Source organism: Nocardia sp. NPDC003345 (genome assembly GCF_053589395.1).
This window is the reverse complement of record NZ_JBSFRU010000171.1, coordinates 1-13151: the sequence shown is the minus strand read 5'-3', so window position 1 is coordinate 13151 and position 13151 is coordinate 1. Positions and strand designations below refer to the sequence as shown.

Below are 13151 nucleotides of genomic sequence, written 5' to 3'. Positions count from 1 at the left end.
GCGGCCTCGTTCTGCGGGTCGAGGGCGCTGGTGGCCTCGTCGAGCAGGACCACGGGGGCGTTCTTGAGCAGGGCGCGGGCGATCGAGATCCGCTGCCGTTCACCGCCGGACAGGGCGGTGCCGCCCTCCCCGACCCGGGTGTCCCAGCCGTCGGGCAACCGCGCGATCATCTCGTCGACCCGGGCGATGCGGGCGGCCTCGCGCACTTCGTCGTCGGTGGCGCCGGGACGGCCCACCCGGATGTTGTCGAGTACGGACTGGTCGAAGAGGTAGACGTCCTGGAAGACCAGCGAGACCCGGCCGAGCAGGGTTTCGGAGGTCAGATCGCGCACATCGCGGTCGCCGAGGGCGATACGGCCCGCACCGGCGTCGTAGAACCGGGCGGCCAGGCGCAGCACCGTCGTCTTGCCGGCGCCGCTGGGGCCGACGATCGCGGTGGTCGTACCGGGGGCCGCCACGAAGGACATATCCGTCAGCACGTTCTCGCCCGGGCGGTATCCGAAGGTGACGCCTTCGAAGCGGATTCCGGCGTCGGCCGGCTCGGCGGGCGCGGTGGGTTCGGCGACCACCGGCCCGTCCAGGAACTTGTTGATCTTGTTCACCGCGACCATGGCCCGGCGGATGGCGGTCGACAGTTCGGCGGCCTGGTTCAGCGGTTCGACGAACCGGGAACTGACGACGATCAGCGCGATCGCCACCGGGACCGAGATATCGCCCGATGTCGCCAGCGAGAGCACCAGCCAGACCAGCGGAATGAAGGTCAGCTGGACCACGAAGGAGAAGATCACCAGTCCGGGCACGGACGCCCCGATGGCGCGGGTCGTCGCCCGGCCCTGCTCACGCAAGGCCGCCCGCAGCGCTCGCGTGCCCGAATCGTTCGCGCCGAAAGCGCGCAGCACCGGCTGAGCCTGGGCGAATTCGATCACCCGGGAGTTGGCGACCGCGGCCGCCTGATGCTGCCCGTGGGTCGCGCGGGCGAAGAGCGCGCCGCCCCACCTGTTCACCAGGTAGAGCACGGGCGCGCTGGCGACCATCGCCACGGATATCCGCCAGTCGATGAACAGCATTCCGATCGCGACGGTCGCCGGTACCAGCACGGCGGTGACCAGCGGTGCGAGCAGATGCGCGGGGACACCCATGACCTCACGGGTACTGGAGGTGATGAGCCGCGAGGCCTGGCCGGAGGTCGCCGGACCGAACGCGCCCAGCTGCATGGCCCCGAGGTGATCACCGAGGCGCATCTGCAGATGCCGCATCAGCGCCACCCCGATACGCAGGCCGATCTGGGCCTGCAGGAAGCTGGCCGTGGCGACCACGGCGAAGGCCGCCACGATCGCGGCGAGCCACCAGCCCGCCCGGCCGAGCCGGTCCGCGAAAACCTCCTCGAGAAGCGGCGCGAGCAGAACGTAGGCGATGCCCTGCGCGACCCCGAGCACGGCCAGCGCCGCGGCGTAGCGGGGCAGCAGCGGCCGGTACTCATCCGGCACCAACCGGACGATCTGGCGGATCATCGTGCGACTCCCTCGATCTCGCCGAGGTCGCGCACCGCGGCCTCGTTCGCGTCCCACAGCGCGCGGTAGGTGCCGCCCGCCGCGAGCAGTTCCTCGTGTGTGCCCTGTTCCACGAGCGTGCCGTCCTCGAGCACGAGGAGCTCGTCGACTCCGGTGATGGTGTGCAGCCGGTGCGCGATCACCAGCACGGTACGGCCGGCGACCAGTTCGGCCAGGGCGTCCTGGATCGCCGCTTCGGATTCGGGATCGGCGAAGGCGGTCGCCTCGTCGAGTACCAGGATCGGCGCGTCGGCCAGGAGCGCGCGGGCGATGGAGAGCCGTTGCGCCTCGCCGCCGGACAGGCGCGCGTCGTCGCCGATCACGGAATCGTAGCCGCGCGGGAGTTCCAGGATGCGCTCGTGGATCTGGGCGGCGCGGGTGACGCGGTGGATCTCCTCGTCGGTCGCCCCGGGCCGTGCCAGGGCGATATTGTCGCGCACCGTGTCGTGCAGCAGGCGCACGTCCTGGAAGACGAACGCCACCCGCCGGTACAGATCCTCCTGCGGCAGGGAGCGGATATCGCGCCCGTCGATGGTGATCCGCCCTCGGGTGACGTCGTGGAACCGCGGCAGCAGTTTCGCCAGTGTCGATTTCCCGGAGCCGCTGGGCCCGACCAGTGCGGTGATCGTGCCGGGACGCAGGGTCGCCGTCACACCCTTCAGGACGTCGTGGCCCTCCTGATAGCCGAACCGCACATCCTCGAACCGGACGGTGCCGGCCGGATCGTCGCCGGCGGGAGCGGACTGTTCGATCTGTTCCAGTTCCGCGATCTGCTGCTGTTCGTGCAGCCGCAGGCACGCCGCGTCCGCCTGGCTCAGCGACTGCGCCGAATAGCCGACGGTGAGCACGGTCGTACCCAGCCCCAGACCGAGCAGCAGGAACGGCACCAGGTCCAGCGCGGGCATCCCGCCGGAGACCAGCGGCAGCCCGACGGCCAGCACTGCCACCAGCAGGAACACCGGGTTGAGGAACAGGCCCGCCGCCGCTTCGATCCGTGTCATGGGCGTCGTCCAGGCCGTGAAGTACGCGGTGAATCCCTCGACGGCCTCGCGGTAGCGGTGGTGGGCCCGCCGGGCCTGGCCGAACGCACGCACCACCTGGATACCGTCGACGAATTCGACCGTCGCGGACTCCGATTTCTTCTCCCACTCGGTGTATTCACGCAGCTTCTCGTTGTAGTCGCGGCCCATCATCACCGCGAGCGCCGCACCGTACAGGGCCAGCGGCGCCAGCAGTACGAGGGCGAGCCGCCAGTCGACGATGAACAGGTAGCCCAGTGTCAGCACCGGCGTCACCACGGCCGCGGTGAACTCCATCTGCGCATGGGCGACCAGGTAGTGGATGGCCTCCACATCGTCCTGGAGCAGCTTCTTGACCTCACCGGAGGTACGCGCCCCGAACCAGCCCAGCGGGACCCGGCGCAATTTCTCGGCCAGGGCCTCTCGTAGCAGCAACTGATTGTCGGCGTCGATGACATGGGTCCACAGCAGCGCGCCCGAATACAGCATGCCGCGCAGGCCGAGCAGGATCAGCGCCACCAGAACCGGCTGCCAGACATCGCTGCGCGCGTCGTCGAGGAGGCGCCGGGCCGCTTCGACGATGAGCACGAACGGCAGGACCGCGCATACCGAGGAGACGAATACGATGGCGCTCGCCAGGGTCAAGCGCCCGCGTACCGGCGCGAGCACCGCGCGGCGCGCCGCCTTTTCGGCTTGTTTCGCCTGCTTGGTGGCGGCGGCGGCCGCACGACGTGCGTCGCCGGCCGGGCTGTCTTCGGGCACGGAATATCCCCTACGCATGGTTTCGGGTGGTAGTCACGCGAAGTCTATCCAGAGACCGCGAACCCAGGAAAGCCTTGCCTAAGCAAAACGTGTCATACGTGGTAGTCGGCCCGGAGCGCCGGCCCGGAGTATCCGGTCATCTGGACGGTTTCCCGACCTGCCCCGGCCCGACGCGCATCGCTTCCCGCGCGCCGGTGCCGTCGGAGACGGCGGCGCCGTCGGTGATGTGCAGGATCAGGTCGGCGGCGTCCACCGCCGCCCGGTCGAGCGGAAAGTAGCCCTGGGCGGGAGTGTGGTCGGCACGGACCCGGGCGTCGGGAATATCGCCGGGCGCCACCAGCCCCCGGCTCCGGACCCTGGTCTGCAGAAAACCTTCGTAGGTACCCGGGTCCGGTTCACCCAGGCCGATGTTCCCGTCGCGGCCCAGGGTTCCGACGATCACCGCGTACCGGGCCCCCATCAGCGCGGCCACGACGGCACCGGCACTCGACCACTCCAGCTCCATCTCCCCCATCCGCATACCGCTGACGTTGCGCTGCAGGTGCAGGTTGTGGGCGGATACCAGAGTCGGCCCCCGCCCGGCCTCGATGCGGCGGATATCGAGCAGGTTCCGCGCCATCAGCGCGTCCCGGGTGGCGCACAGGGTGGTCCACCGGGCGGCCGGCGCGCCGGGCCGCGCGGCCTGCCGGTGATACCGCAGCAGGCCCAGGCCCGCGGTGAGATGGGCTTCGGCCCGGAGCCATTCGCCGAGCGATGTTTTCGCGATCAGCTCCGGAGCCCGCCGGTAGAGTTCGGGCAGCATATCGTCGGCGAGGACGCGCGCGGTATCGGCTCCCGTCCCGGCACCGGGCGATTCGGCCGGATCCAGCAGGGCCTCGCTGCGATGCCATCGTTCGTCGGCGCCGAGCAGTCCCGCCATATCGACGGTGGCCCCCAGGTAGTCGCGAGCGTATTCGAGGTAGCGCCGGGGTGAGGGCGCGTTCATCGTCTCCAGCGGAGCATCGAAACCGTAGAACGCCAGCCGCTGCTGCGGCGGCCGGTTCTCGTTGTAGTCGCGCATCCGGGCGACGAGCGCCCGGTTGGCGTCCAGTTCTCCGAAACCGTGCGAGAAACCCGCGGCCATCACACCGTCGAGCGAACCCACCCCCGCCCGCACGTAGTCGTCGACGGCGAGCGCGGCCACCCGATCGGTCTCCAGCGCGATCGACCGGAAACCCCTGCCGGCCAGTTCGGCGAGCAGTTCGTTGCGCGTCCGGCCGAAAGCCGGTTCCAGATGGGTCGGTTCGCCGAATGCGAGCAGGTCGACGGGGGTGGAGAGAAGGGAGTCGAGGTCGTATTCCATTTCTTCGATCGTATCTTTGAAGGCTCGGTTGAGACTTATCGGCGGATATACGCGCAATTCTCGGATAAAGTCTCGAACCGATGTCCACCCTCCGGCCCGCCGATCTCGCCCATGAGCACGGACTGTCGACCCAGGCGGTACGGAACTACGAACGGGACGGTTTCCTACCGGCGGCCGAACGCACCCCGAGCGGCTACCGCGTCTACACCGAACTCCACGCGGCGGCGCTGCGGGCTTTTCTGGCACTGGTCGCGGCCCACGGACACGGGCCGGCCGGCCGGATCATGACCGAGGTCCACCACGGCGACCTCGACAGCGCGCTCGAACTCCTCGACCTCGGACATCGGCAGCTGCTCCGCGACCGGGAAACCCTGCGAGCCGTGCGCACAGCCATCGAGCACCTCACCGCCGCCGACGAGAACCTCGGCGAACCGCCGCCCGGCCCCGCCCGGACCATCGGCGAACTCGCCCACCGGCTGCGCGTCACACCCGCCACCCTGCGCGCCTGGGAGAGCGCGGGAATCCTGGCCCCCGCCCGCGATCCGGTCACCGGGTATCGCGTGTACGGCAGCGCAGATACCCGCGACGCCGAACTCGCCCACCTGCTCCGGCGCGGTGGATACGGGTTGCCCTATATCGCCGGAGTGGTCGAACGAATCCGCACCGCGGGCGGTGCCGCCGCCACGGCCGCCGCACTCGCCGGATGGCAGGGCGCACTCACCACCCGCGGACTGGCGATGCTGGACGCGGCGGGCCTGCTCGGTAAGTACCTACGCCGCTACCGCCCGGGCGAGCAGGAGCGCCACGCGTGATGACGACCCCGAGCACACGCTCAGGAACCGGAACGGTCCCGGTCGATCGTCAGCGCGGCCCGCGCCCAGACCGCGTCGATATCGAACCCGTCCGCCCACCAGGAGTCCCCGGCCACCCGCACCCGGCCGCGCCAATCGCGCATGATCCGGGCGTGCACCGGCCACCGGACGAAGCGCCGCATATCGATCTCGGCCTCCCAGACCGAGATCGACCCGCCGCGCAGGTCGGCGGGCCGGCCCCACAGCCAGACGCCGACCGCGCCCTGTAGCACCGGCCAGGTATCGCCCAGTTCGAGTCCCAGGCGGTAGATCTCCTGGACATCCGCGTCCGAGGTGGCGAGAAAATCCGTGACGCTCACGAACACCGGGTTGGCTGTCGCGGCACGCGGTCCCGGTTTCCACGGCATGAGCAGGGTGCCCTCGGAGAAGGCTGCGGCGCGCGTCATGACGCGGCTCCGGTCATCGGCACCGCACCGCGGAGAGTTACGATATGCATATGCCTATCATATGCACACGCCTACCATTTCGGTATAGGTGACCGCCCGGCCGGGTCACACCGTCAGCAGGACCTTGGTGGCGCGGCGTTCGTCCATCGCGGTGTACCCCTCGGCCGCACGCTCCAGCGGCAAGGTCAGATCGAAGACCGCGCCGGGGTCGATCTCACCGCGCACGATGAGGTCGATCAGATCGGGCAGGAAACGGCGCACCGGCGCGGGGCCGCCGTGCAGGTGGACACTGGAGAAGAACAACCGCATCCCGTCGAGTTCGACATCATGGGCCACCCCGACATACCCGATGTGGCCGCCGGGCCGGGCGGACCGGATGGCCTGCATCATCGACTCCTGGGTGCCGACGGCTTCGACCACCGACTGCGCACCGAGGCCGCCGGTGAGTTCCCGGATCCGGGCGACACCCTCGCGGCCACGTTCTTCGACGATATCGGTGGCGCCGAAACGGCGGGCCAGCGCCTGCCGGTCGGCGTGCCGGCTCATGGCGATGATCCGGTCGGCGCCGAGTTGTTTCGCGGCCAGCACGGCCAGCAGGCCGACCGCACCGTCGCCGACCACCACCACGGTCCTACCGGGGCCGGCCTCGGCCGCCACCGCGGCGAACCAGCCGGTGCCGAGCACATCGGAGGCGGCGAGCAGGCTCGGATACTGTTCCGGGGATACGGCGCCGGGGACGGCGACGAGGGTCCCGTCGGCGAGCGGGATCCGGGCCCGCTCGGCCTGGGTGCCGATCGAGCCGATCGGCACCGCGTGCACGCAGCGGCTCTGGTAGCCCGCCCGGCAGATCTCGCAGGTGTTGTCCGAGGCGAAGAACGAGCCCACGACGAAGTCGCCGACCGCGATATCGCGGACCTCCGGGCCGATCTCCTCGACGACGCCGATGTACTCGTGTCCCATCGGGGCCGGGCCGTCCACGGCCTCGATGCCCCGGTAGGGCCACAGATCCGAGCCGCAGATACAGCTGGCGGCGATCCGGATGACCGCGTCGGTGGGTTCGACGAGCACGGGATCGTCGCGCTCCTCGACCCGCACATCACCGGGGGCGTACAACATGACTCCACGCATGATCAGGTCTCCTTCGCCGATGTCCGGTTCGGGCCGCCGCGTGGACGGGCCACCACCTCACCGTGCCATGCCCCGGCGAGAACCCGCGCAGACGCGGCGGCGCGTTCCAGCGGACTCAGAAGCCGCGGATCCGGTCGGGGACGACCCGGATGGGGACCGAGTACTCCGCCCGGAACTGCTCCGCCGTCATCCCCAGACCGGCCAGACCCTGTTCGTACTTGGCGAGATAATCGGCCATCTCGCCCGGATCGACGGTGGCCTCGAGCCGCGCGGCGCCGCCGAAGACGACGATATCGCCACCGCTGCCGGTGCTGTTGAAATGCAGGGCCACGCGCGGATTGCGGGCGATATTGCGGAGCTTGGGCCGGTCGGGCTGACTGAAGATCAGGAAGGAATCGCCGCGCCAGTGGAACCACACCGGGTTCGGCTGCGGACTGCCGGACGCCCCGGCGGTGGTGAGCCAGACGATCTGTTCGCCGGTCAGGCGCGCGGCGACGCGGGCTCCGAATTCGGTCGCGGTATCGAACAGCTCTGTGGTGCCGGGTGTGGTCATGAATCCCTCCGGGGGCTGCGGTCCAAACGCGCGGGCAGGTCTCGGGGTAGAACAGCGTGGCGATCGTGACGATTCCGCGCCTCACCCGATGTGGGTGGTTTTCGCGGAAAGCGGAGCGAGCAGATTTTATAGGTCACGTTTGCATTAAATTTGCTCGGGCCGTTCGACCGCGCGTGCGAGACTTCAGCGGCTCTATCGACCCCGCTGAAGAAGGTCCGCAATGAGAACTCTCGCCACCCTGGGCGCCGCCACCCTCGCGTCGGCCGCATTCGGCCTGCTGGGAGCCACCGAGGCCGCCCAACCGGCGCAATGTCACTCCTCCTACACGCCCTGCGTCCCCATCACCAGCGATGTCGACTGCGCCGGGGGCACCGGCAACGGGCCCGAATACACCGGCCGGGTCACCGTGATCGGCCACGATGAATACGATCTCGATCGCGACGGCAACGGAATCGGCTGCGAGAACAGCTGATCGCACGACAACGGGCCGGAGCATACGCCCCGGCCCGGTCGCTTCGGATACGGCGACCCGTCTCAGGCCACCGCTCCGCTGGTCTTCAGTTCGATGATCCGGTCCCAATCCCAGCCGAGTTCGAGCAGAACCTCCTCGGTCTGGGCCGCGAATTCGGGTCCCGCCCGCAGTTCCGGCGCCTGGACGTCGAACTGCACCGGACTCGACACCAGCTCCAATTCACCTGCGGGCAGCAGGTATTCGTTGGATCTGATCTGATCGTCCTGACCCACCTGATAGGAGTCCTGGACCGGCGCCCAGGGGCCCTTGAGGGTCGCGAACTTCTTCGTCCACTCGGCGAGGGTGCGCTGGGCGATGGCCTCGCGCAGGATCTCCACTCCCACATCGGTATTCGCCGCGATCTGCGCCGCGTCGGCGAACCTCGGGTCCTCGGCCAGTTCCGGCCGATCGATATGGCGGCACACATCCGCCCAGAATTTGCCGGGCTGCAGCATGACGAACGACAGGTACCTGTTGTCGGCGGTGCGGTAGAGCCCGGACAGCGGATTCGACATGGCGCCGTGCGTCCCGGGCGGCGGCGCGAGCATCGGCTCGCCCTGATACGCCGAGAGGGCCACGGTGTGCCCCAGCGACCACAGACCGCTGCCCAGCAGGGAGACGTCCACGATCGACGGTTCCCCGGTGCGCTCCCGTTTCAGCAGCGCCGCGGCGATACCGCCGGCCAGATTGGTACCGGAGATGGTGTCGCCGAAAGCCGGTCCGGGCGGTGAGATCATCCCGTCGGTGCCCTCGGGGGTGATGGTCGCGGCCACTCCGCCCCGGCACCAGAACGCGGTCATATCGTAGCCACCGCGGTCGGATTCCTGGCCGCGCGGGCCCAGCGCGCTACCGCGCGCGTAGACGATGGCCGGGTTCACCTCCCGGATGTGCTCGATGTCGATACCGAACTTCTGCCGGTGCGAGGGCAGGAAACTGGTGAGGAAGACATCCGCGCGTTTGGCCAGCTCGTAGATGACCTCACGACCGCCCTCGACCGACATGTCCACGCCGATACTGCGTTTGCCGCGATTGGCGTGTTCGATATTCGGGTTGGGATCGCCCTCGACCTTGAATTTGCCGATCTGGCGCAGGCCCCGCTGCGGATCGCCGGTGACCGCGTGCTCGACCTTGATGACATTCGCGCCCCAGTCGGCGAGAACCGCACCCGCCGACGGCACGAATCCGTACATCGCGACCTCGAGGACGGTGATCCCCTCGAGCGGCCCGCTCACGAAGCCACCACTTCCGCGATGGTCTTGCGCTCCATGAACTCCTCCATCCCGACCACGCCCATCTCCCGGCCGACACCGGACTGCTTGTAGCCGCCGAACGGAGCGTCGGGATGGAAGTAGTTGCCGCCGTTGATGCTGAACGTGCCGGTGCGGATGCGGCGCGCCACCGACCGCGCGCGTTCGGCGTCGGCGCCGAAGACGCCGCCGGACAGACCGTAGATCGAGTTGTTGGCGATCTCGACCGCGTGGTCGATATCGTCGTACGGAATCAGCGCCAGGACGGGCCCGAAGACCTCTTCCTGCGCGATCTCGCTGTCGGGGTCGACATTCGACAGCAGCGTGGGCTTGTAGAAGAAGCCCGGATCGACCTTCTCACCACCGGTGACCAGGGTGGCGCCCGCGGCGACCGCCCGCTCCACCAGGCCGTGCACCTTGTCGCGCTGGCGCTCGCTGATGAGCGGGCCCATGTAGTTCTTGGGGTCGGCCGGATCGCCGTAGGTGATGTTCGCCAGATTCCCGGCGACCAGTTCGGCGACCTTGTCGTGATCGGCGCGCGGAACCAGCAGCCGGGTGGTGATGGCACAGCCCTGACCGGCGTGCGAGCAGATGCTGAAGGCCGCGAACATCGCGCCCAGGTTGTAGTCGGCGTCGTCGAGCAGGATGGCGGCGGATTTGCCGCCGAGCTCGAGGAACACCTTCTTCAGGGTGGCGCTGGCGGCCGCCATGATCTTGCGGCCGACCGGGGTGGATCCGGTGAAGGACACCACGTCGACATCGGGGTGGGTGGTCATCCGCTCGCCCACGGCCACTTCGGAACTCGTCAGGATGTTCACGACCCCGGCGGGGATATCGGTGTGCTGTGCGATGAGCTCACCGAGCGCCAGCGTGATCAGCGGGGTGTCGGGGGCACCCTTGAGCACTACCGTGCACCCGGCGGCGAGCGCCGGCGCGAGCTTGGCGAAGGCCAGCTGGTACGGATAGTTGTAGGCGGCGATGGCCGCGACCACCCCGGCGCCCTCCTTCTCGACCCAGCGCTGATGCTGGGCGCCCCGGATCTCCACCGGCCCCAGATCATCGGTCCAGCTGTAGTCCCGCAGTACGCCCGCGTAGTACTTGACGATCTCGAACGGCGTCTCGAGCTGGTTGCCCTTGGTGAGGATGAAGCTCGCGCCGACCTCGGCGATCATCAGCGCCCGCAGCTGCTCCACATTGTCCTGCAGCGCCTGGTAGAGCTGATCCAGGCAGCGGGCGCGGAATTCGTGGTTCGTCGACCAATCGGTGGTGTCGAACGCGCGGCGGGCGGCGGCCACGGCGGCGTCGACCTCGGCGACGCCGGCTTCGGGCGCGTAACCGACCACTTCACCGTTCGCGGGGTTGAGCGAGGCCAGGGTGCTCCCGGTCTCGATCAGCTGCCCGTCGATGAGCAGCCGTTGGGTGGCAGTCACCGCCTCTTCCTGCGTTGACATCCCGCCTCCTCAGAAGTTCGTGGAAATAGCATTCTCACTTCAGGAGAATAGTACATTTGGCAAGGGCGCTCCCGCTGCCGATTCGATGAGCTGGGGCAATCCCGGAAAACGCGCAAGACCCGGCCATATCGGAGGTTCTCCCGGATCTTGCGCAGCAGATCTTGACGAGAGTACGGTTCTCGTATTCGGAATGCATGTTCTTGCGCCAGGGGGCGCGGGAGTGAGGAGAGCCAAGCGTGAAGACCGCAGTTGTCACCGGCGGCGCCTCGGGCATCGGACTGGCCATCGCGCAGCGCCTGCGCAGCGACGGATTCCATGTGGCGGCCCTGGACCGCAATGCCTCCGCGGACGACGATTACGCGTATCGGGCCGACGTCACCGATCCCGACAGTCTCGCCGAAGCGCTCGGCACCGTCCGTGACAAGCTGGGCCCGGTCACCGTGCTCGTGAACGCCGCCGGTGTCGACGGATTCAAACGCTTCCAGAACATCGACTTCACGGAGTGGAAGCGCGTTATCGAAGTCAACCTGCACGGTGTCTTCCACACCATTCAGGCGGTACTGCCCGATATGATCGAGGCCGGCTGGGGACGAATCGTGAACATCTCCTCGTCGAGCGCGCAATCGGGGCAACCTTTCATGTCCCACTACGTCTCGTCGAAATCCGCGGTGAACGGACTCACCAAATCGCTGGCACTCGAGCTCGGCCCGTCCGGAATCACCGTCAACGCGGTCCCCCCGGGATTCATCGACACCCCCATGCTGCGCCGCTCCGAAGAGCGCCGGCTGCTCGGCGGCAGCGTCGAGGACCATATTCAGCGCACCCCGGTGCGGCGCGTCGGGACTCCCGAGGATATCGCCGCCACCTGCGCTTTCCTGATCTCCGAGGAGGCCGGCTACATCACCGGCCAGATCATCGGCGTCAACGGCGGACGGAATACCTGATCAGCCCCAGGAATCCGCCGACCTCACTCGAAGGGAAGTGACAACCGTGAAGGTCCATGTCGATCAGGATCGCTGCCAGGGACATACCCTCTGCTCGATGATCGCGCCGAAAGCGTTCGAACTCAGCGAAATCGACGGTCATTCGTCGCCGGTGGACGAGAATGTAGCGCACGACCAAGAGGACCAGGTGCGCGAAGCGGTGCACTCGTGCCCCGAGCGCGCCATCTCGCTCACCGAGTAACACAAGGGGGCATCCGATGTCCGCCATCGAACCCACCGACCGTCTCCATCCCCGCTTCGATTTCGACCGGTACGGGCCCGGCTACCGGGAATCGTTCCAGTCGATCACCGAGCAGATGCACCGGCAGTGCCCGATCGCCTGGACCGACAACCACGAGGGCTACTGGATCGCCGCGGGGAACCGGGAGGTCTTCGAACTCGCCCGCTGCCCGCACGTCTCCAACGACCGTGATGTCGCGGGCGTGCGGCGCGGGTACCAGGGCATCACCATTCCCTCGACCAACCAGGCCGCCATTCGCAACGGCATCCTGGAAATGGACGATCCCGAGCATCGCGAACTCCGCGCGGTGCTCAACCCCTACCTCTCCCCCGCCGCCGTACAGCGCTGGATCCCGTTCGTCGACGAACTCGTCCGCGCGGCGCTGGACGAGAAGATCGCCACCGGCCGTATCGATTTCGTCGACGATCTGGCCAATATCGTCCCGGCGGTACTGACGCTGGCGATGCTGGGCATACCGCTGCGCAACTGGGCGGTCTACAGCGAACCCGCGCATGCCACCGTCTACACCCCGCCGGATTCCCCGGAATTCGAACGGGTGCACCGGCTCCATCAGGAGATGGGCCTGGATATGTATCTCAATCTCAACGAGATACGGGAAAATCCGCGGCCCGGTCTCATCCACGCCCTGGCCACCGAGGCGACCCTCGGCGGCGAGCCGCTCGACGATATCGAGATCCTCGGCATGCTCGGCCTGCTCATCGGTGGTGGTTTCGACACCACCACCGCGCTCACCGCGCACTCCCTGGAATGGCTCTCGGAGCATCCCGGCGAGCGCGAAACCCTGAGCCGGGAACGGGATCAGCTACTCGACTCGGCCACCGAGGAGTTCCTGCGGTATTTCACCCCGGCCCCGGGTGACGGCCGCACCCTCAACACCGATGTCGAACTGGCCGGGGCCCGCTTCGCCGAAGGCGAGCGGCTGTGGCTGTCCTGGGCCATGGCCAACCGCGATCCCCAGGTGTTCGAGCAGCCGGATTCGGTGGTGCTGGACCGGAAGGGTAACCGGCATTTCAGTTTCGGTCTGGGCATCCACCGCTGTATCGGGTCCAATGTGGCCCGCGCCGTGTACAAGCGCATGCTGATCG

Annotated in this window: 13 protein-coding genes; 5 read left to right on the top strand and 8 right to left on the bottom strand. The window is 68.2% G+C overall.

Translation table 11 applies throughout. The annotated features are described in order from the left end of the window. The 3 genes from ACWDU1_RS19110 to ACWDU1_RS19100 all read right to left on the bottom strand — a co-directional run. Positions 1 to 1511, bottom strand: a 1511-nt coding sequence (locus ACWDU1_RS19110; protein WP_450000163.1) for an ABC transporter ATP-binding protein, incomplete at its 3' end; no start/stop codon positions are given. Next, positions 1508 to 3331 (bottom strand): ABC transporter ATP-binding protein, encoded by a 1824-nt coding sequence (locus ACWDU1_RS19105; protein ID WP_450000161.1) that lies wholly within the window; start codon positions 3329 to 3331, stop codon positions 1508 to 1510. The genes ACWDU1_RS19110 and ACWDU1_RS19105, both read right to left, overlap by 4 nt. Before the next feature lie 136 nt (positions 3332 to 3467). Further along, positions 3468 to 4673 (bottom strand): erythromycin esterase family protein, encoded by a 1206-nt coding sequence (locus ACWDU1_RS19100; RefSeq protein WP_450000160.1) that lies wholly within the window; start codon positions 4671 to 4673, stop codon positions 3468 to 3470. Between the two features lie 80 nt (positions 4674 to 4753). On the opposite strand from ACWDU1_RS19100, the gene ACWDU1_RS19095 reads away from it, so the two are divergent. Continuing rightward, positions 4754 to 5485 (top strand): MerR family DNA-binding transcriptional regulator, encoded by a 732-nt coding sequence (locus tag ACWDU1_RS19095; protein ID WP_450000158.1) that lies wholly within the window; start codon positions 4754 to 4756, stop codon positions 5483 to 5485. A gap of 20 nt (positions 5486 to 5505) precedes the next feature. Here ACWDU1_RS19095 and ACWDU1_RS19090 read toward each other — a convergent pair whose 3' ends face one another. From ACWDU1_RS19090 to ACWDU1_RS19080, 3 genes are all read right to left on the bottom strand, one after another. After that, positions 5506 to 5931, bottom strand: coding sequence for a hypothetical protein (locus ACWDU1_RS19090; RefSeq protein WP_450000156.1), 426 nt, complete (start codon positions 5929 to 5931; stop codon positions 5506 to 5508). Between the two features lie 105 nt (positions 5932 to 6036). After that, positions 6037 to 7059: a zinc-dependent alcohol dehydrogenase family protein gene (locus ACWDU1_RS19085; RefSeq protein ID WP_450000154.1), complete on the bottom strand. Its 1023-nt coding sequence runs from the start codon at positions 7057 to 7059 to the stop codon at positions 6037 to 6039. Positions 7060 to 7174: 115 nt separating this feature from the next. Beyond that, a complete protein-coding gene (locus ACWDU1_RS19080; protein ID WP_450000152.1) occupies positions 7175 to 7612 on the bottom strand; it encodes a TIGR03667 family PPOX class F420-dependent oxidoreductase in 438 nt (145 codons plus the stop codon). Between the two features lie 220 nt (positions 7613 to 7832). On the opposite strand from ACWDU1_RS19080, the gene ACWDU1_RS19075 reads away from it, so the two are divergent. Beyond that, a complete protein-coding gene (locus ACWDU1_RS19075; protein WP_450000150.1) occupies positions 7833 to 8084 on the top strand; it encodes a hypothetical protein in 252 nt (83 codons plus the stop codon). 62 nt (positions 8085 to 8146) lie between these two features. On the opposite strand, the gene ACWDU1_RS19070 is transcribed toward ACWDU1_RS19075, so the two are convergent. Continuing rightward, positions 8147 to 9355 (bottom strand): CaiB/BaiF CoA transferase family protein, encoded by a 1209-nt coding sequence (locus ACWDU1_RS19070; protein ID WP_450000148.1) that lies wholly within the window; start codon positions 9353 to 9355, stop codon positions 8147 to 8149. Next, entirely contained in the window at positions 9352 to 10821 is a 1470-nt protein-coding gene (locus ACWDU1_RS19065; RefSeq protein ID WP_450000146.1) for an aldehyde dehydrogenase family protein, read from the bottom strand. The genes ACWDU1_RS19070 and ACWDU1_RS19065 overlap by 4 nt, the downstream gene beginning before the upstream one ends. A 236-nt stretch (positions 10822 to 11057) precedes the next feature. On the opposite strand from ACWDU1_RS19065, the gene ACWDU1_RS19060 reads away from it, so the two are divergent. The 3 genes from ACWDU1_RS19060 to ACWDU1_RS19050 form a co-directional block, all read left to right on the top strand. Beyond that, the gene (locus tag ACWDU1_RS19060; protein WP_450000144.1) at positions 11058 to 11765 is read left to right on the top strand and encodes an SDR family NAD(P)-dependent oxidoreductase; all 708 of its coding nucleotides are present in this window, start codon (positions 11058 to 11060) and stop codon (positions 11763 to 11765) included. Between the two features lie 46 nt (positions 11766 to 11811). Continuing rightward, positions 11812 to 12006 (top strand): ferredoxin, encoded by a 195-nt coding sequence (locus ACWDU1_RS19055; protein WP_357237425.1) that lies wholly within the window; start codon positions 11812 to 11814, stop codon positions 12004 to 12006. A 16-nt stretch (positions 12007 to 12022) separates the two neighbouring features. Then, on the top strand, positions 12023 to 13151 hold a 1129-nt coding region (locus ACWDU1_RS19050; RefSeq protein ID WP_450000142.1), incomplete at its 3' end, for a cytochrome P450.

Excerpts from the sequence above, each read along its gene's own strand:
- ACWDU1_RS19080 (WP_450000152.1), bottom strand. The coding sequence starts at position 7,612 with ATGACCACACCCGGCACCACAGAGCTGTTCGATACCGCGACCGAATTC.
- ACWDU1_RS19065 (WP_450000146.1), bottom strand. The coding sequence starts at position 10,821 with ATGTCAACGCAGGAAGAGGCGGTGACTGCCACCCAACGGCTGCTCATC.
- ACWDU1_RS19090 (WP_450000156.1), bottom strand. The coding sequence starts at position 5,931 with ATGACGCGCGCCGCAGCCTTCTCCGAGGGCACCCTGCTCATGCCGTGG.
- ACWDU1_RS19100 (WP_450000160.1), bottom strand. The coding sequence starts at position 4,673 with ATGGAATACGACCTCGACTCCCTTCTCTCCACCCCCGTCGACCTGCTC.
- ACWDU1_RS19095 (WP_450000158.1), top strand. The coding sequence starts at position 4,754 with ATGTCCACCCTCCGGCCCGCCGATCTCGCCCATGAGCACGGACTGTCG.
- ACWDU1_RS19075 (WP_450000150.1), top strand. The coding sequence starts at position 7,833 with ATGAGAACTCTCGCCACCCTGGGCGCCGCCACCCTCGCGTCGGCCGCA.
- ACWDU1_RS19085 (WP_450000154.1), bottom strand. The coding sequence starts at position 7,059 with ATGCGTGGAGTCATGTTGTACGCCCCCGGTGATGTGCGGGTCGAGGAG.